Below are 20,634 nucleotides of genomic sequence, written 5' to 3'. Positions count from 1 at the left end.
AAAACTAGGGATTTCACAATCTTTAACTCTAATCACAATAAATCAATAGAGAGCATTCGTAATTATAGAGGAACTGATTTTGAAAAAGCTTTTATAAATGGTTATTTTTGCAAGATAAATACAAAATAGTATGCGAAAGTTAGCCAATAGTGAATTAGAACGTAAAAATATAGATGAGTTTAAGGATTCTAATAAAATGCCAATCATCGTAATTTTAGACGATGTTCGAAGTTTGCATAATATTGGGTCTGTTTTTAGAACCAGTGATGCGTTTTTGATTGAAAAAATTTATTTATGTGGAATTACGGCTAAACCACCTCATAAAGAAATACATAAAACGGCATTGGGTGCTACAGAAACAGTAGAATGGGAGTATGTTGAAGACGTGATAACGGTTGTAGATAGATTAAAGAGCGAAGGTGTTGCAGTATACGCCATAGAGCAGGTTGAGAAAAGTATTATGCTGAATAAGTTCGAAGTAGAACAAGAAGTGAAATATGCCTTGATATTCGGAAACGAGGTTAAAGGTGTGTCTCAAGAAGCAATAGATTTATGTAATGGTGTGATTGAAATACCTCAATTGGGAACAAAGCATTCATTAAACATCGCAGTAAGTGCAGGAATAGTCTTATGGGATTTGTTTCAACAAATGATAGATACTACTTCAGTTTCTGTTGAATAGCGTTTAAAATAACTAAATAGTCTTTTTGATTTTCAACAAAGTCTAAATCAGAAATATCAATTACGAGAACCTTACCTTCGGGTAGGGTTTTTACGTAATTAAAATAACCTTGATTCACTTGGTCTAAATACGTGGCAGGGATGTCACTTTCATAACTTCTTCCTCTTTTTTGAATGTTTTCGAGGAGTCTGTCTGTATTTTGATAGAGGTAAATATATAAATCTGGTTTTGGAGTTTTCTTATACATGATATCGAAAACTTGTTTGTATAGTAGGTATTCATCTTCTTCTAAAGTGATTTTAGAAAAAATCAAAGATTTAAATATATAATAGTCAGAGATTATAAACTCCTTAAAAAGCTCAAATTGCCCCAAGTCATCGGAAAGTTGGGAATATCTATCGGCAAGGAAAGACATCTCTAAAGGAAATGCGTATCGGGCATTGTCTTTATAAAATTTTGGTAAAAAAGGATTGTCTGCAAAACCTTCTAATATCAGTTTTGCATTAAAGTCTTCTGCTATTTTGTGAGCTAATGTGGTTTTTCCAGCCCCAATATTACCTTCAATCGCTAGGAAATTAATAGATTGGAAGTTATAGATGTCAAGAGGTTGAGATAATACTCCTGTTTTAGTACACGAAGAGGGATCCTTGCATAGTGCTAATAGTTCATGAAAGTTCATGTTAAGTTGTGGGTGTATCCAATCAGTTTGTAAGTCTGCACAAGGTTGAAGTACAAACTTTCGTTGTTGCATGAGTGGATGCGGAATTTGCAATTCTTCTAAATCGTATACCTCTTCATTAAAAGCAATGATGTCTATGTCTATAATTCTAGCACTATATCCTGACTGTTGACTTCTAATACGGCCTAATTTTTCTTCTATAGACAATACTATTTGTAGTATTTTAATAGCAGAAAAATGACTGTGAACTAATAGAGAACAATTGTAAAAAGAATCGCTGTCAAAACCCCATGACGGAGTTTCGTATACAGGTGATACTCGAATAACAGTTCCTATGGTTTGGTGTATTTGTAAGAGGGCGTTTTCGAGATTTTGAATTCGATTGCCTTGATTACTGCCTAATGAAAGTATGATTTGATGTTGCATAATAAGTAGGCAAAATAACTAAAACTAATTGGATTTTGCGTTATAAAGAGAATTGTGAAATGCTAAATTTTTTTAAATAGATGTAACGTTATAGACCTTTTGACGACAAATTATAAAAAATACAAGATATGAAGTTTTTAAGAAATGTATTAGCGACTCTGGTGGGGTTGTTTTTGTTTTTCGGTATCCTTTTTTTTGGAATACTGATTATAGGTGCTGTTTTAGGCAGTGGCAGTGAAACGGTGATGGTGAAAGATAATTCGGTAATTAAACTTGATTTATCAAAAGTGAAGTATGATTATGCAGGTAAGTTTAACTATAAGGATTTTAATTATAAAGAATCAAGTCCAGAAGGAGTATCGGATATAATTAATGCTATAGAAGTTGCGAAAACAGATGATAAGATTAAGGGGATAACTATCATCAACAATGAAACTATGCTTGGAATTTCACAACGTAGAGCTATCCGTGAAAAGTTAGAAGATTTCAAAGCATCTGGAAAGTTTGTTGTTGCTTATGCAGATGTATATACGCAAGGCGAGTATTACATGAATTCTGTTGCTGATACGGTTTATCTAAATCCAGTAGGGGCTTTAGACTTTAAAGGTTTGGCTACTGAAATTCTTTATATGAAAGGATTGCAAGAAAAAACTGGTATAAAGATGGATGTGATTCGTCATGGGAAATATAAAAGTGCGGTGGAACCTTATTTAGAGGACCATATGAGTGAGGCAAATAGAGAGCAGACAACCGTGTTTTTAACCTCTATATGGAATACTATTGCAGAAGATATTTCTAAAAGCAGAAATATAGCAATTGATTCTATAAACGGTATTGCAAATCATTTATCAGCTCGTACACCTCAGAAAGCATTAGCTGTAGGATTAGTGGATAAAGTGGTTTATGTGGATGAGTTTCATGCTGGTATTAAAAAGGCATTAGGAGTGGCAAAGGATAAGGATTATAATACGATTGATGTTCTAGACTATGCTAAATCTGCTGCGAATGACATGAAACCAAATACCTCTAAAAACCAAATAGCGGTTATTTATGCACAAGGTCAGATTTTAAGTGGAGAAGGTGGAGTGAGTCATATTGGCGAAGGGTCAGTAAATAGAGCATTGAAAAAAGCAAGAGAAAACGACAAGATTAAGGCAATCGTATTGCGTGTAAATAGTCCAGGAGGAAGCGCATTGACTTCAGATATTATTTGGAGAGAAATTGAATTGACTAAAAAAGTAAAACCTGTTATCGTTTCAATGGGAGATGTAGCCGCTTCAGGAGGATATTATATTGCATGTAATGCTGATAAAATATTTGCAGATCCGACTACAATAACAGGATCTATTGGAGTATTTGGTGTGCTTCCAAACTTTAAGGATGTGGCAACTAAATTTGGAGTAAATGCAGAGGTTGTTAAAACTCATAATCTTTCAGTAGGTTATAGTCCTTTTCAAACATTGGATCCAGAAAATAGAGCGATTATTACTGAGGGTGTTGAAGAAATTTATAAAACATTTGTAGAAAGAGTTGCTGCGGGTAGAAATATGAGTTTTGATCAAGTAGATGCATTAGCGCAAGGACGTGTATGGACTGGGGTAGATGCTTTAGAGAATGGATTAATCGATGAATTTGGTGGTTTGGAGAAAGCTATTGCTTATGCAGCAGAGAAAGTGGAAATCGATTCTTATAAAGTAGTTAACTATCCAGAATATGAAGTTAATTTTGAAGATATGCTAAGAGGTTTCTTTGGAGCGTCTATACTAAAAACTCAAGATGAATTATTGAAAGAGAAAATAGGAGCAGAGAACTTTGAATTGATTGAGAGATTAAATTATTTCAATCAGGCGAAAGGTGTTCAAGCACTAATGCCTTGTGAAATAAATATTCAATAAGAACTCACTAACAATACATTTGAAAATGAGCCAACTATCTTAGGGAAGTTGGCTCATTTTTTTTTACTTTGTAAAAAAATGAATATGAAAAAGAATAAAGTTTTAAAATGGGTTGGGGGTTTTGTACTCTTACTGCTATTGCTATTGGTGGCTACCCCGTTTCTATTTAAGGGAAAAGTCCAGAATTTAGTAGTAGAGACTATTAATAAAAATTTGAATGCGAATGTAGCTTTTGATGAGGTTGATTTAAGTTTGTTTAAAAGCTTTCCAAAAGCAACCATAGTTATAAAAAATTTAAGTATAGTGAATAAGGCTCCATTTGAGGGAGATACTTTGTTTAAAGCATCAGATATTGGATTAAGGATGTCGGTGATGGAGTTGTTTAAAGGAAAAAATACCCCTATGCATATTGAGGGAATTGGAGTAAGCGATGCGTTTGTGAATATAGTAGTTAATAAAGAAGGGATTACCAACTACGACATTGCTATTGTAGATGAAGAAGAATCTTCAGAAAAGGACGATAATGCACCTTTTTCATTATCATTGAATAAATATGTACTAGAAAATATAGCTGTAAGTTATGTAGATGAAGCTTCAAAAATGGCTTTTACTATAAAAGACTTATATCACAATGGAAGTGGAAATTTGGCAGCGAATGTACTCGATTTGGATACAGAAACGAAAGCAATTTTATCATTTGAAAAAGATGGTACTAGATTTTTAAATGAAGTGAAGCTGGGTTTAAAGGCGGTTATCGGTATGGACTTAAATACGAATACGTATGTTTTTAAAGATAATGAAGCTTTAATCAATCAACTACCTTTGCGCTTTGATGGTAGCCTGAAATTATTAGAAGATGGACAGGCGTATGATTTGAGTTTTGGAACTCCAGACTCTTCGTTTAAAAACTTTTTAGGATTAGTGCCAGAAGTATATGCGGGTAACATTAGCAATGTGAAAACCACAGGAGATTTCAGAGTAGAGGGGAGGGTTAAAGGACTTCTTACAGACACCACAATCCCTAAATTAGATATTCAGTTGGCTTCAAGCAATGCTTCATTTCAATATCCTGATTTACCAAAATCTGTTGAGAAAATCATATTGGACGCTAAAATAATCAATGAGACAGGGTTGATGAATGATACTTATGTATTGTTGAATAAGCTGTCTTTCCAAATAGATCAAGATGTGTTCAATGCATCTGCTAATATTCGTAACCTTTCAGGAAATGCATTAGTAGACGCGAAATTAAATGGGGTGATTAATTTAGCAAATGTTACAAAGGCATATCCAGTAAAATTAGAAAAACCGTTGACAGGTATCCTAAAAGCAAATGTAGCTACTCGCTTTGATATGGAATCTGTGGAGAAAAATCAATATCAAAACATTCAAAACTCAGGAACCATTAGCTTAACGGGTTTTCAGTTTGAGTCAGATGAAATGGCAAAACCTTTACAGATAGAAGAAGCTGCGTTGACTTTTAATCCTAGTCAGGTTAAACTAAATAGTTTACGTTTAAAAACAGGAACTACGGATGTGTCTGCCACGGGCACTTTAGATAATTTCTATGGGTTTATGTTTAGCAAGCAAAATCTAAAAGGTAATTTTGATGTAAGATCTAATAATTTTGTAGTTTCAGATGTTTTAAAAGCGGATGATAAAGCAGCGAAAACTTCTGAATCATCTGAAGAAGCAGTCTCAAAGAGTGTTTCAGAACCCTTAAAAATACCTGCTTTTTTAGATTGTACTATTCAGGCAAATGCGAAGCAAGTGGTATATGATGATTTAAAGTTACAAAATGTAGTGGGAACGTTAATAATCAAAGATCAAAAAGCCTTGTTGAAAAATATGAGTACGGATGTATTTGACGGAAAAATTGCGTTTGACGGAAGTATATCAACAAAACAGACTGTGCCTGATTTTGATATGACATTAGGAATGAAAGCATTAGATATTGGAAAAGCCTTTACGGGACTTGATGTTTTAAAAGCGATAGCTCCAATTGCTGGAGTGTTGAATGGTAAGATAAATTCTACAGTTACATTACAAGGGAAGTTAGATTCGAAGACAATGTCTCCAGTAATGAGTTCTTTAACGGGTGATTTGTTAGGTCAATTATTGAATACTACTATAAAACCAGAAAACTCTAAATTATTGAGTACTCTTACTGATAAAGTGGATTTTATTGATTTAGAAAAACTGAATTTAAACAATTTAAAGGCGCATTTGATTTTTAAAGAAGGAAAAGTTCAAGTGCAACCTTTTGATTTAAAATATCAAGATGTCGCTGTGGTGGTTCAAGGTGAACATGGGTTTGATCAAAGTATTAACTATAATTTAGATTTCAATGTTCCAGTAAAATATTTAGGAGATGATGTAGAAGGTTTGTTGGCAAAACTGTCTCCGTCTGATATAAATAAATTAGATGCAATTCCTGTAAAAGTGGGCTTGTTGGGTAGTTTTTCAAAACCACAAGTAACAACGGATCTGTCCAAAGTAGTCCAAGGAGTTACGAATCAAATTTTAGAACAACAAAAACGCCAGTTGTTAGATAAAGGAAAGGATGCATTGGAAGATTTGTTAGCTGGTAAAAAGAAAGAAGTTAAGTCGGATGGTGAAAATATACCGGAAGAACCTAAAGGAGTGAAAGAGGAAGTGAAGAATAAAGTGGAACAAGGGTTGAAGGACTTATTTGGTAAAAAGAAGTAGAGATAATTGTTAATAAGGTAAAAGCTAAGTAATAAAAGAGATGTTTAGAAATCTCTTTTATTACTTAGCTTTTTTTATGAATCTGTTAGAGAATGTAAATAAAATAAAGATAAACTATAATTTTATATGTTATTGGGTTTGTATTAGTATTTGTGAAATGGATGTTTTTTGAATCTGTTGTTTTTTATCATAACTTTTGAGTATTTAGAAGAGTTTCTAAAATCTTATTATAAGCATATTTAAAAATCGAGGTTTGTTACAAGTTGGTATTCAAATGCATAACAAAATGTGAATGTCAACAAAGTCTCTATTTCGTGTATCTCATTCTTTTTTGTTTTATATATTCGCAAAATAGAGTATATTTGCGCCAATATTAAAGGGTGGTTATGAGTTAAGTGGCTTATAATCTGTCTTTTTGAAGAAATGCTCAAGCATTTTACCTTACTAACGAATTTTACTGATTATCATATTAATACTTTGATAAAAATTAGATCTGAATTCACAATTTGTGATTATTCATTAAAATTCGGTTTCCCTTATTTTATACATCTAACGACTAGCAAAGTTCTATATTAATTGTTGATCAGTATCAATAATTATTTATGAATGAATTATCTATGGAGATAGGAGCCCATGGATTTATATTAATATTAAACAAAAATTATTAGGTATGAGCAAAAAGAAGACGTTGCTGTCCAGTATTAAGAATTTAATACTAGGAACGGCAACAACTGTCATGGTCGCGCAAGCGGGTTATGCACAGGTGAATTATGTGTACCCGCATAATGCAGTTGGTTCGCATGTTGACAACCCTACAAATGCTTTATCGAGCGATAATTCGTTCGCAAAAGTAAAATCGTATGGTGGATTAGCATTAGGATTAGGAGCTTATGAAGGTAAGTTGGAATTAACTTTTCCAAATACTATTCCAGCAAATCAAGAAGCTTACATTCGATTAGGCTTTAATCCAGATGTTTTAAATGCCATTTTAGGTGGTGGGTTAGGAACCGTCTTAGCCGATGTTCTAGGAACCGTGATTTTAGGAGATCACTTTTTCGATGTTAGAGCATATGAGGCAAATCAAGAAAGGTTGAAAGTTTTAAGTAACAACTTAAATCATTTCACAGACCGTTCAAGAATGGTTCAGAATCAACATGGGCATTATTTGTTAGCTTTAAAACCGTCACAGAGTTACAACAAAATTGTTATTCAAGATAAAACAAGAGCACTTTTATTAGGTTCATCAAATTTTACAGAAGTTTATAATGCTTATACTTCTACGGGAAGCGATCCATGTAATCAAATATTGCATACTTATTATGATGCTAACGGAGGACTGTTAACTCTTGATGCTTTAGGTTTAGCTCGTGGTGGAGTAACAAATGCTTATAAAGCTATAGACTCTGATCCAAATTCATTTTCTGAAATTAGTTTAGGACTCCTTGCAGTTGCCGGTGAAATTAGCCAAACTATCAAATTAGAGACTCCTCTAACCAATGAAATGCAATTTCATTTAACTATGCAAGTAGGTAATCCTGCATTGTTACAGTTAGGGTTGAATTCAGACGCAATAAGTGTTCAAGCATTGAGTAATGGGAGCATAGTTTATGAAAAACCTGTTAATAAAGACTTTTTAAGTTTAGACCTTCTTGGATTATTAAGCAGTAACAAAAAGGCAAGAATTCCTTTTTACCCAAATGCAGCTTTTGATGAAGTGCGTGTAGTGTTGAAATCAGCTGTTGACTTGAATTTAACTAAAACAACTAAGATTTTTGATATCCAATTTACTTCTTATAGTGCAGAGCTTGCATTAGAGGGTTGTGGAAGTGTTAGTTTAAGAGATGCGGTTCCAAATCTTCAAGACAACATTAACTACGAGTTTTTTGATATGGATGGTAATGCTATTTCTGCAGAATTAGCTAATAATATTACTCAGTCTGGTATTTATCAAATAAAAGGAATTGAGGGTAATGGGTTTTGTCCAAATGATCGTGTTACTGTAAATGTAACTGTTCTTCCTTTGCCAATATTAACTGTAAAGACTCCTAATAGTGCTTTAAATATTGGAGAGTCTATTACTTTAGAAGCGACATCAGATGCAACAATAACCTGGTATGATAACGATGGTAAGAAAATTACTAATTTAAAAGTTGGTCCTTTTAATACTGCGGGTTCTTATACTTATACGGTTGTTGCTGATAATGGAGAGTGTTTAAATACTCACTATGTTCATATTAATGTGATTGACCCAGATGATTGTCCTCCATTAATTGCTCGTAATTATGCTACTAAATCCTCTTGGGGATCTATAATTACAGGTGGGGTTTCGAATCAAAATAATGCAATAGACGGAAATCCTCAAACACATTCAACTATTACAACCGGTTTAGGGTTGTTGGGAATTGGAACTACTTGGCAAACGCTACAGTGGGATCATACAATTCCTGCGGGAACTCCAGTAACTATTAAGTTAGGACCTGAATATAGCTTGTTGTCATTGGCAGGAGGTATTTCTGTCGTTGGAACGAAAAGAAATAGTTTAGGACATGCAATTGATGTGGGGGTTCTAAAACCAGTTTCGGGTGCATTGCTAAATTTATTACCGGGGCAAAATATTGTTGAATATACATTTGTGCCATCTACAATTGGTGGAGCAAAGGATTATGATGGTGTTCGTATTTCTATAGGTGCTCTTTTAAGCGTTGCTCAAAATGCAAAAGTTTATGGTGCTTATTATCATGAAGTGGCTACTCAGTTAGCGTGTGATGGTAAAGATATTCAAGATATACTTTATGGTGTTGTTGATTTAGGTATTGGTGCTTTAACTGCAACAGTTGGTGTTTCAGATGCTTGGAATGTCGCAGATAAAAACCCTAGTAGTTATGCAACTATGTTTGCTGGTGTAAACGTATTGGCTGCTACTGAAATGACAACTGTGTTCCATACACCTTCTCAGCCTGGTGATACATTGCGTTTAGATATTTCTAAACCAGGTGTTGTATTGACTTTAGGTTTAATTAAAGGATTAGAAATTCAACGTTACTTGGGAGATGCAAAAGTAGGTGGTGTTATTCATAGTGATTATCATTTATTAGATTTGAGACTTTTGAATAATGGTTCTACAAGAATTTTAATTGCTCCAGAAGATGGTGTTTACGACCGTGTTCGCATTCGCTTAGGTGGTGTGGTGAACGTTTTAGATTTCTTAAGAGTTCATGAAATAAGTAGAACAGCTGCTACTAAAATTATTGGAAGTGATATTGATAATAGTATTGAAGCTTGTCAAAATCAAGAGTTAAGTTTTGAAGTTAAAGATGAGTGTACAACTTATAAATGGTATGATGCAGAAAAAGGAGGAAAAGTTTTAGCAGTTGGTAATAAGTATACAATTCCTGCTAATCTACCTGCTGGAGATTATAAATTCTATATTCAACCTATTCGTTATGGATGTGAAAACTACGATCGAACAGTAGTGAATGTTACTGTTAAAGAAGGAGTTCCTGCTGATGCTGTACTTGATGTAACAGTAAATGGAGGTAACGATATGGAAATTTGTACAGATAGTGGTGATGTTACTTTAAAAGCTACTGTTGATACAAATTTAGAAGATGTTGAATATGTATGGTATAAAGAAGTTAATGGAGTTGTAGAAGTCCTTCCAAATGCTACTTCTAATGAAATTACATTACACAATTTATCTACTGGTAAGCATATCTATTATTTAGGTCTTGTTGCTAAGGGATATTGTGAAACAAACATTTCAGATAGAACTAAAATTGAATTTACTGTTAAGAAAACAAGTTCTGCAGGTTCAATTACAGTTAGTGGTTCTGAATTTTGTTTGTCAGATGCTGTTGTTATTACTCCAACATCGGTTTTGACACCTGTTGTATTTAACTGGTATTTTAGTAATAACAAAACACAACCAATCGTTTCAGGAATGGTTGTAAATGGTGCAACTTATACAATTGATGCGCAAGGAAAATTAACTATTAGCGGATTAGCTATAGGAACATATTCTTATTTTGTATCAGCAAGTAATGCAGATACATGTGAGAATAAAGACGGTGAGTTGAAAGAAGTGGTTGTATTGATTTCTGATGCGCCAACTCCTACAACTACTCAAACTACTCAAGCTTTCTGTGCTGCTGATGCACCAACAGTAGCTAACTTAAATGTTACGGGTACAAATGTTCAATGGTATACAACACCTAATGGAGGAACGCCTTTGGCTTCATCTACTTTATTGGCAAACGGTGTTTATTATGCTTCTTCTTCTGTAGGTACTTGTGAGAGTGCTACAAGATTAAAAGTTACTGTTAACCTTTCGCAAGGTGAATTGTTAACTGGTAATTCAGCTCAAACATTCTGTGTTGCTGATCAACCAACGGTTTCTGATATTGTAACTAATCAAATTGGAGCTAAATGGTATAGCGATGCTACAGGCGGTACTATCCTTAGCGATGCTACACCTTTAGTAAACGGAGTAAAATATTACGGAGTTTTAGGTGGTGGAACAACTTGTGAGTCGGCTATTCGTTTAGAGGTATCGATTACTTTAACAGATGTGAATACACCAACTACGGTTAATACGACTCAAACTTTTTGTGCTATTGATACACCAAAAGTAAGCGACTTAAAAGTTACTGGGATTGCTGTTAAATGGTACACATCTGTTACTGGTGGAACTGCTTTGACTCCTAATACTGCTTTAGTAAATGGAAATAAATACTATGCTGTTTCTGTATCTAACGGATGTGAGAGTTCTGTTCGATTAGAGGTTACTGTGATTGTTAACAATCCTGCAACTCCAACAACTACTAAAACAACACAAGAGTTTTGTACAGTTGATAATCCAACAGTAGCAGAGATTGATGTTAATCAAAATGGAGTTATATGGTATACTGCTGCAGCTGGAGGTACTGTAGTAAGTTCTACGACTGCTTTGGTTGATGGTGCGACTTACTATGGAACTTTAGTAGATGCTAGTGGATGTGAGAGTGCTATTCGTTTAGCAGTTAAAGTTTTGGTGTCGAATGTTTCAACGCCAACAACTGATAACTCTTCTCAAACATTCTGTAAGGTTGATAGACCTACAGTTGGTTCTATTAATGTGAATGAATCAGGTGTTAAATGGTATGCAACTGCAACAGGAGGAACTGTTTTAAATGCAAATACACCTCTTGTTACTGGAACTTATTATGGTGTAATCTCTTTTGGATCTTGTGAAAGTGAAGTTAGGTTAGCGGTTAAAGTAACCGTTATAGATGTTCCAGCTCCAACAACAGATTCAACGCAACAAGAGTTTTGTTTAGTAGATAATCCAACAGTAGCTGATTTAGTAGCTAAAGAAAGCAATGTGAAATGGTTTACTTCTCCAACGGGAGGAACTATTTTAGATTCTACTGTAGCTTTAGTAAGTGGTACTACTTATTACGCTGCTATTATTCAAGAAGGATGTGAAAGCTCTACTCGTTTAGCTGTTGATGTTAGTATTAAAGATGAAGTTGCTCCAACTACAAATAACACTGTACAAATATTTTGTGCAAGTCAAAATGCAACTGTTGCAGATTTGATTACTAATGAAAATAATGTTGTATGGTATTTAACTGAAAATGGTGGTACAGCTTTAGCTCCAACCACTTTGTTAAAAGATAATACAACTTATTATGTAGCTCTTAAAGGAGCAATTTGTGAAAGCTCTGTACGTTTAACTGTTGAGGTTAAATTTTTTGAAAATCAACCAGCTACTTTAGTAGGGGATTTTGAAGCTTGTTTAGGTGAATCATTTACTTATACTACAGAGGCAGGAATGAGCGAGTATGTTTGGACAGTTAGAGGTGGTGATGTTGTTGCTGGAGGAACTGCTTCAGATAATTTTGTAACTGTATTGTGGACATCTTTAGGTGAACATGCAGTTTTGGTAGATTACACTGATAAGAATGCTTGTGCAAATAGTAGCTTATTTGAAGCTGCTGTTAAAGTAATCTTGTGTTCTGATTTAGGTATTGCTATGACAGTTGATAATGAAGAGCCGATTGTAGATGAAAATGTAACATTTACTATCGTTGTATCTAATGAGGGTACTACTGATTTCTTTGATGTTCTTGTTCAAAATGTATTACCTAACGGTTATACTTTTGTTTCAGCAACAACAGCGGAAGGTGCTTATACACTTAATTCAGGTGCTTGGAATATTCCATCTTTAGCTTCAAATACTAAAGCAACTTTAAAAGTAGTAGCTAAAGTGAATTTTGAAGGGAATTATTTGAATGTTGCAGAGATTATGACATCTACACCTGCGGATTTAAATAACGCTAACAATAGAGCAGAGGCAGAGGTAACTCCACATTGTTTAACGATTTACAATGAGTTCTCTCCAAACAATGATGGTTCTAATGACTTCTTTAAAATTGATTGTATTGAATATTTCAATAACAACTATATCGAGATTTATAATCGTTTAGGAAGCTTAGTGTTTAGTGCTACTAATTACAAAAATGACTGGAATGGTACGGCTAATGTTGGTGGTACTGTAGGGGGTAAACAAGTTCCTGATGGTACTTATTACTATGTACTTGATTTAGGTAATGGTGTAGTTAAAAAAGGATGGTTATATATCATTCGATAAACTTATTGGAAAGGGGGAATCCAATTCTCCCTTTTTATAAAAATTCACAAACATTTAGATACTATGAAATTCATAAATAAAATAAGCCAAACAATATTAACATTGGCGTGTGTAGGTACAGCATCGGTTTATGCTCAGCAAGACCCACAGCATACTCAATACATGTACAATATGATGACAATAAACTCTGCATATACTGGATCAACTGGATCGTTAGAAGGAGTATTGTCTCATCGTTCTCAATGGATGGGTGTTGATGGAGCACCATCTACTCAAACTTTATCTATTCATACTCCGCTTGGAAATGAAAGATTAGGTCTTGGTTTTAACTTTGTAAATGACAAAGTAGGACCTGCTACGGAGCAATATTTTGAAGGAAATTTCTCTTATAGTATTCCTACTGGAGTTACTTCTAAATTAGCTTTAGGTTTAAAAGCTGGTTTTCATTTAATGAATACAGATTGGAGTAAAGGTAGATTTGAAGACCAAGGAGATATCAAGTTTGCGGAGAATATAGATAATAAATTTTCGCCTAGAGTTGGAGCTGGTTTCATGCTTTATGACAATAATTGGTATATCGGAGGGTCTGTTCCTAATTTCTTGAAGTCAGACCATTATTTAGATGACAAAGAAGTTATGGTTACAAATGAGCTTCATTATTATTTAATGGGGGGATATGTGTTTGACGTATCTTCAAATTTGAAATTCAAACCTACTTTCTTGTTGCGTGCAGTTAAAGGAGCTCCTTTAACCGTTGATGTATCTGCAAACTTCTTGATTCAAGAAATGCTTACATTAGGTGCGGCTTATCGTTTTGATGATTCTGTGAGTGGTTTAATTGGATTCCAACTTCTTCCAGAACTTATGGTTGGATATTCTTATGACTACAGTGTAACCGATTTCAATAAATATAACAATGGTTCGCACGAATTCATTTTGAGATATCAAATGGGTAAAAAGTACAATAAAACAAAATCACCACGATTCTTTTAATAAAAGATACTTATGAAAAAACTATATGTAATTGCTTTGGTGCTAGCCACTTCTTTTGGGGTAGCGCAAAACAAAAACTTAAAAAAGGCTAATGAGTGGTTTGAAGGAATGCACTATTTAGAGGCTGCAACTGCTTACAATACTTATTTAGACGAGATTTCAGAGCCAACTGCTGAATTTGTGCAAAATGCGGCAGATGCCAATTTTTATGTAAATGATGCTAAAAATGCTTTGAAATGGTATGAGAAATTATACAAAATGAAAGGGGAGCATCTGTCTGATTTATATTTCTTAAGATACCAACAATCACTTAGAGGTGTTAAGAATTATGAAAGAGCTGAGGAGGTAACTAAAGAATATCTACGTCAAAAGGGTAATGCAGATAAAATTGATTTCTATACGAAGCAAAAAAAATATACAGATAGTTTAGCGCAAGCAACTTCTTTATATACCGTGAGTAATTTAGGAGTTAATTCTAATAAGTCTGATTTCGGAGCTTCTTTTTATGGAGATAAAGTTGTTTTTGCTTCTTCTAAAGATAGTTTGCAAGTAGATAGTAAATTGTATTCTTGGAATCAACAACCTTTCTTGTCTATGTTTGTTGCAGATCGCAACGCAGAAGATGGAAGTTTGTTTAATGATAAGGTAGTTTTTCCTGAAATCAGATCTCCTTACCATGATGGTACTGTAGCGTTCAGTAAAGATGGCAAAACAGTTTATTTTACTACGAATATCGTATCTAAGAAGAACAAACAATTAAAGAGTAATAAAGGGTTTAATAACCTACAAATATTAAAAGGTACTATCGAGAACAACAAGGTTGTTAAAACAGAGAAGGTATCTATTAATGATGTTGATTATTCAGTTGGACATCCAGCGCTTAGTCCTGATGGTAAATGGTTGTTTTTTGTTTCAGATATGCCAGGTGGTTATGGTGAAACGGATATCTATGTTGCAAGAGTAACTGAAGATGGAGACATCACAGATGCTAAGAATTTAGGAGCAACTATTAATACCGAAGGACGCGATATGTTCCCATTCTTTGTTGAGAATACTCTTTACTTCGCTTCTGAAGGTCATTATGGACTTGGAGGATTAGATATTTTTTCAGCTAAGAAAATTGGTGATTGGAAATTTGAAAATCCTAAAAACTTAGGAGCGCCTGTCAATAGTAATAAAGACGATTTCTCTTTCATTATTGACGATAAAATCAGTTACGGTTATTTGTCTTCAAACAGAGATGGTGGAACTGGAGATGATGATATTTATAGCTTTAAAAAGGCTCCAGATGTTTGTATTGAAACTATCAGTGGAAAAGTTACAAATGTTAAAAATGGTGTTCCTATTATAGCTTGTTCAGTAAAAGCATTTGATGAGTTTGATGACTATATTGGAGAAGTGAAATCGGACATTGACGGTAAATATAGTATTGAAGTGCCTTGTGGATCTAAAGTGCGTATAGAAGCGTCTAAAGAAGGGCATTCAACAGAAAGCAAAACAGTTCCTTTAGCTGGGAAACATGGTAATGAGATTCCAAATATTAATTTCGAATTAGTGAAATATGAGGATTTAATTAAAGTGGAAGATGAACAAGAAAAAATAGACATCAATCCAATTTTCTTTGAATTCGATAAATCAAGTATTACAGAACAAGCTGCTATTGAGTTGGATCGAGTTGTATATGCAATGACTAAGTTTCCTAACATCAAAATCAAAATTGAATCACATACAGATTCAAGAGGTAGAGATGCCTATAACTTGAAATTATCTGATGATAGAGCGAAATCTACACAACAGTATATAGTTTCTAAAGGAATAGATGCAGCAAGAGTAATTAGTGCCATTGGTTATGGTGAGACTCGTTTGAGAAACCGTTGTAAGAATGGAGTAAAATGTTCAGAAGAAGAGCATTTCGCAAATAGAAGATCAGACTTTATCGTTATCGAAAAGTAGTCTTAATTTTATACTTTTTTATTTTAAAACCTCAAGAGCAATTGTTCTTGAGGTTTTTTTTTATGATGAAGAAGGTTTGTGCAAAAACATTTTTTGAATTGGCATCGTATTTGGTATATTTATAGAAAACATTATAACATGAGAAAGTTTATTACATTATTCACAGTTCTATTTATTTCATTCACTATGACAGCACAGAACAGTCAATCCATCGAAACAAGTCCACAAATTGCCATTACTGGTATTGGTAAAGTAAGTATTGTCCCAGACCAAGTAGTAATTTCATTTGGGGTTGAAAACAGAGCCGATGACGCAGCAACTGCAAAGAAATTAAATGATGCTTCTATAGCAAAAGTTATTTCATTTGTAAAAAGCATGAAAATAGCAGAGAAAGATTATCAAACGCAACGGGTGAATCTTTTTAAGAACAGAGATTACGAAACAAAAACAGATTATTACCAAGCAACTCAAACAATGGTAATCACTTTAAAAGACTTGAAAAAGTATGAAGAGTTGATGGTTGGACTTATGAACGCTGGAATAAATCAAATACAAGGAGTAGATTTTCGTTCTTCTAAAATAGAAGATTATCAGACAGAAGTGCGTACGAAAGCAGTAACCGATGCAAGAAAAAAAGCAGATGATTATGCAAAAGCTTTAGGACAAACTATAGGCAAAGCTATTTTTGTTTCAGACCAAAATACTTCTGTATCACCAATGCCTAGAAACATGATGTTAAAAGGTTATGCTGCGGATGCTGGGGCTATGGAAGAGACATTAGCAATTGGTGAAATTGAAATCACATCAACAGTTTCTATTCGATATATATTGAACTAATATATATAGCGGTATAGAAATTCGCTTTAAACTAAAAGAAGCCTTACTCTTTGAAAGTAAGGCTTCTTTTGTTTTAAAAACTACAGGCTAATGTTAACTACATAGCCTTCATAAGTTCGTATGTTGAAAACAGTACCATCTTCAAATAGTAAATACTGTCCTTTTATCCCTTTTAAAACCCCTTCATAACAAGGTGTTTTTTCAAGGTTTAAACTTTTAATCTTGGTTGGGAACTCTAGGACTGGATAGTCTATGTTTATTAATTCTGAATTTGTCGATTCAAAATAAGGTTGAACTTCATCAGGTAATTTTGATTTTAAATCACTTCTTATTTTTGCTAAATCCACGTCTAATATATCGTTTTGAAGCATTTTTCTCCAATTCGTTTTATCTGTAAACATATCTTTTAAAGCTACTTCCGTAATTCCTGCTAAATAGCGGTTAGGTACTTCAACTATTTCTATAGCCTTTGAAGCCCCTTGGTCAATCCAACGAGTAGGAACTTGTGTCTTTCTCGTTACTCCAACTTTAACGTCACTTGCGACAGCTAAATAGACGATGTGAGGCTGTAGTTGAACTCTAGACTCATAGTTTAGATCTCTATCTTCAATACCTAAATGAGCTGTACTTAATTCTGGACGCATAATCCAATCTCCTACAGCGGGACTACTCATAAAGCAATCATAACAAAATCCTTGTCTGAATATTTTTTTTGCTTGGCCACAGTTTAGACATTCATATCCTTTGAATTCTATCTTGATATTTCTGTCTAATATTTGATTGATATTGATAAAGCTATTTTTAAAAGTCAGGTAGTAGGAAATAGGATGATTCCACTCTGTTTGCATTTTATTTAAAACTCCTTCGTATTGCATAAAGAAAATTGTTATTTTTGGGTACGGGGTAAAAATACGAAAACATTTTTTGTTGATAGAATCCCTACTTCTAGAAAGAAGTAAATTGCTATAATATAAACCTTAGAATATGGCTTTCACTATTATTAACTCCATAGCTTCTTGGATATTAAAGAAGAGAATACATCAGATTGATTTATTTCGAAAATTTCCAAATGAAGTGCAACAGGAGTTGCTATTTAATTTGATTCAAGCCAATTCTCAAACTGTATTGGGGAAGAAGTACGATTTCTCGTCTATTAAGAATTATCAAACCTTTGCATCAAGAGTTCCATTGTACACTTATGAAGAATTTGAACCTTACATTGAAAGAAGTCGTAGAGGTGAAAATAATGTACTATGGCATGAGCCTATAAAGTGGTTTGCTAAGTCTAGTGGAACAACAAATGCTAAAAGTAAGTTTATTCCAGTGAGTAATGATGCTCTTGAAAATTGTCATTACAAAGCTGCTAAGGACTTGTTGTGTTTATATTTGAACAATAATGAAGACTCACAATTATTTACTGGTAAGAGTCTTCGATTGGGTGGTAGTAAGCAGCTATATGAAGATAACAATACGATTTTCGGTGATTTATCAGCAATCTTAATTGATAATTTGCCTTTTTGGGCAGAGTTTAGCAGTACGCCAAGTAATAAGACTTCTCTTATGAATGAGTGGGAAAGTAAGATGAAGGCAATCGTCAAAGAGACAAAGAATGAGAATGTAACTAGTTTAGTAGGCGTTCCTTCTTGGATGTTAGTGTTGTTGCATAGAATTGTTCAAGATTCCGGATATGATAATCTGTTGGAATTATGGCCTAATGCAGAAGTGTATTTTCATGGAGGTGTTAGTTTCGAACCATATAGAGAACAATATAACAAGTTGTTTCCTAAAGCTGACTTTAAGTATTATGAAACTTACAATGCTTCGGAGGGATTTTTTGCCATCCAAGATCAAAGTGATTCGAATGAGTTATTGTTAATGTTAGATTATGGTATTTTTTACGAGTTTATTCCTATGAGTAACTTTGGTACTTTAAATCAACGGGTAATCCCATTGTCAGAAGTTCAATTGGGCGTTAATTATGCAATGGTTATCACTACCAATGCAGGTTTGTTGCGCTATATTATAGGTGATACTGTTCGCTTTACTTCACTATTACCATATAGGCTAAAAATTACAGGTCGTACAAAACATCATATAAATGTTTTTGGAGAAGAATTAATGATTGAAAATACGGATCGTGCTTTGGCCATGACGTGTTCCAAATTTAATGCTGCTGTTGCAGAATATACGGTTGGTCCTATATTTATGGATGGTAAGGAAAAAGGAGCACATGAATGGCTTGTGGAATTCACAAAAGCTCCAGAAGACGTTCAGGCTTTTGCAAAAGCATTAGATATTAATTTGCAAAGTTTAAATTCAGATTATGAGGCTAAAAGAGCTAATAATATGACCTTGAACCCTTTGGTTTTTCATGAGGCACCTATAGGTTTATTTCATGACTGGCTTAAGAAAAACGATAAATTAGGTGGGCAGCATAAAATACCAAGACTTTCTAACGATAGAAAGTTATTAGAGGAACTATTGGTGCAATAATACTTTACAAATCTAAAGGTTTGTGCTTATTTAGATAGTGCAAACCTTGATGTGTTTCAAAAAAGTTTTGTTTAAAATTAAGTTTCAATGATATTTTCGTTTGTAGTTTACTAAAATAAGTTGCCATGGATAGAAGGGCCTCCCAATTGGCTTTAAGATTTGCATCGGAATAGGTTTTCAAAACATTGATATAGTCCTCAGTAGGTAGAAGTTTTTGAATGTTCTTTCCTGATTTTCCAAAAGAAATAGAAAAATCATGCTCAATTCCTATGTTCCATTCAATCATTTTCATGAACATGGGACGACAAACAGTTTCCATCATGTCTTTTGCATAAGTGATTTCTTTTCTTAATAGTCCTTTTACCACATAGGTGCTAACCCACCAAAATTCATTTGAAACTTCTAGAAACTCAATTTCTGTAGGTTTCTGGATATGATAATCGCAATCATTGGATTCGAAAGAATCTACAAAGAAGTTGTCTTTGTCTAATAAAACCTGAGTTAAACTGTCAATTTTAAAATGAGAATGAAATTTTTCTACTGGAAATAGGGTTAAGTCTATGCGACTACCGTCTTCAAAAATCATTAAATATGCAAATGAAAGTCTATTTTGGTTGTCTTCATTTCCGAGTGTCATAGTGTCGGGTAATTGCTGTAAGATTGGGGTTCCTAGAAAAGAACGCCAACTGTCATCATTCTTAAAGCTGTCAATGTCTTCAACTATAAAAAGGATGTCGTAATCTTGATAATCATCCTCGGCAATTAATGGATTCGCTCTCGAACCATTTAAAAGCACAACCCTAATTTTGGAGTTTTGCTGTGCAAATTCTAAAAGTAATTTCTCAGTATCTCTCATCATTTTCAAGTTGAATATTTTTACATATCTACTCAAAAATAATAAATATAGAAGGAAGTTTTTAAATAATAAAATAAGCGTTGTTAGAAAAGTGCAAATTACTGCCTAGAGATCCACTATTTTTTCTGAAATACAGATGCGAAATGGTATAAAAGAAAAAATCCTCGACTAGCGAGGATCTTTTTATAAAGCTTGAAAGCAAAGATTATTTTACTTCTTCTACTTTTACTTCTTCTGTAGCTACTGGAGCAACTTCTTCAGTTCCTTCAGTTACAACTTCTTCTACTTGAACTTCTTCAGTTACTGCTGGAGCAACTTCTTCAGTTGTAGCTTCGATTGTAGTTTCTTCAACAGCAGGCTCTTTTGCAGTATCTTTACAAGATACAAAAGAAACACCCATCATAGCTACTAAAGCAACGCTTAATACAATTTTTTTCATCTTACTAAATTATAAAAGTTAATTATTAATTCGAGACAAAG

General features: G+C 33.7%; 12 protein-coding genes. 8 read left to right on the top strand and 4 right to left on the bottom strand.

Annotated elements, in window-relative coordinates; all coding sequences use genetic code 11:
* The first annotated feature begins 130 nt into the window (after window positions 1–130).
* Complete coding sequence (locus tag BM024_RS04495; protein ID WP_090678261.1) at window positions 131–682, top strand: RNA methyltransferase; 552 nt, start codon at window positions 131–133, stop codon at window positions 680–682.
* On the opposite strand, the gene folK is transcribed toward BM024_RS04495, so the two are convergent.
* Complete coding sequence (gene folK, locus BM024_RS04490) at window positions 660–1,787, bottom strand: 2-amino-4-hydroxy-6-hydroxymethyldihydropteridine diphosphokinase (protein WP_090678260.1); 1,128 nt, start codon at window positions 1,785–1,787, stop codon at window positions 660–662. The two genes, BM024_RS04495 and folK, sit on opposite strands and share 23 nt — an antisense overlap.
* A 128-nt stretch (window positions 1,788–1,915) precedes the next feature.
* On the opposite strand from folK, the gene sppA reads away from it, so the two are divergent.
* The 6 genes from sppA to BM024_RS04460 all read left to right on the top strand — a co-directional run bounded on the left by sppA (window position 1,916) and on the right by BM024_RS04460 (window position 16,805).
* Window positions 1,916–3,682, top strand: coding sequence for a signal peptide peptidase SppA (gene sppA / locus BM024_RS04485; RefSeq protein ID WP_090678259.1), 1,767 nt, complete (start codon window positions 1,916–1,918; stop codon window positions 3,680–3,682).
* An 84-nt stretch (window positions 3,683–3,766) separates the two neighbouring features.
* A complete protein-coding gene (locus tag BM024_RS04480; RefSeq protein ID WP_090678258.1) occupies window positions 3,767–6,391 on the top strand; it encodes an AsmA-like C-terminal region-containing protein in 2,625 nt (874 codons plus the stop codon).
* Window positions 6,392–7,061: 670 nt separating this feature from the next.
* Complete coding sequence (locus BM024_RS04475) at window positions 7,062–13,022, top strand: Ig-like domain-containing protein (protein WP_090678257.1); 5,961 nt, start codon at window positions 7,062–7,064, stop codon at window positions 13,020–13,022.
* A gap of 63 nt (window positions 13,023–13,085) precedes the next feature.
* A complete protein-coding gene (locus tag BM024_RS04470) occupies window positions 13,086–14,015 on the top strand; it encodes a PorP/SprF family type IX secretion system membrane protein (protein ID WP_090678256.1) in 930 nt (309 codons plus the stop codon).
* Window positions 14,016–14,027: 12 nt separating this feature from the next.
* Window positions 14,028–15,968, top strand: a complete 1,941-nt coding sequence (locus tag BM024_RS04465; RefSeq protein ID WP_090678255.1) for an OmpA family protein — start codon at window positions 14,028–14,030, stop codon at window positions 15,966–15,968.
* Window positions 15,969–16,106: 138 nt separating this feature from the next.
* A complete protein-coding gene (locus tag BM024_RS04460; RefSeq protein ID WP_090678254.1) occupies window positions 16,107–16,805 on the top strand; it encodes an SIMPL domain-containing protein in 699 nt (232 codons plus the stop codon).
* A gap of 80 nt (window positions 16,806–16,885) precedes the next feature.
* Here the strand turns inward: BM024_RS04460 and BM024_RS04455 are convergent, their stop codons facing one another.
* On the bottom strand, window positions 16,886–17,680 hold the full coding sequence (locus tag BM024_RS04455) for a DUF2797 domain-containing protein (protein WP_090678253.1): 795 nt from the start codon (window positions 17,678–17,680) through the stop codon (window positions 16,886–16,888).
* Window positions 17,681–17,789: 109 nt separating this feature from the next.
* Between BM024_RS04455 and BM024_RS04450 the strand changes: the two genes are divergently transcribed.
* Window positions 17,790–19,298, top strand: coding sequence for a GH3 auxin-responsive promoter family protein (locus BM024_RS04450; protein ID WP_090678252.1), 1,509 nt, complete (start codon window positions 17,790–17,792; stop codon window positions 19,296–19,298).
* A gap of 4 nt (window positions 19,299–19,302) precedes the next feature.
* Here the strand turns inward: BM024_RS04450 and BM024_RS04445 are convergent, their stop codons facing one another.
* Both BM024_RS04445 and BM024_RS04440 read right to left on the bottom strand, forming a co-directional pair.
* Window positions 19,303–20,157, bottom strand: a complete 855-nt coding sequence (locus tag BM024_RS04445; protein ID WP_090678251.1) for an aminoglycoside 6-adenylyltransferase — start codon at window positions 20,155–20,157, stop codon at window positions 19,303–19,305.
* 202 nt (window positions 20,158–20,359) lie between these two features.
* Window positions 20,360–20,593 (bottom strand): hypothetical protein, encoded by a 234-nt coding sequence (locus BM024_RS04440; RefSeq protein WP_090678250.1) that lies wholly within the window; start codon window positions 20,591–20,593, stop codon window positions 20,360–20,362.
* Between the last annotated feature and the right edge of the window lie 41 nt (window positions 20,594–20,634).

It is taken from the genome of Myroides guanonis, from assembly GCF_900114085.1.
Taxonomy (GTDB): domain Bacteria; phylum Bacteroidota; class Bacteroidia; order Flavobacteriales; family Flavobacteriaceae; genus Flavobacterium; species Flavobacterium guanonis.
Note: the sequence above shows the minus strand (reverse complement) of the source record. Positions and strands in the feature narration are given on the sequence as shown.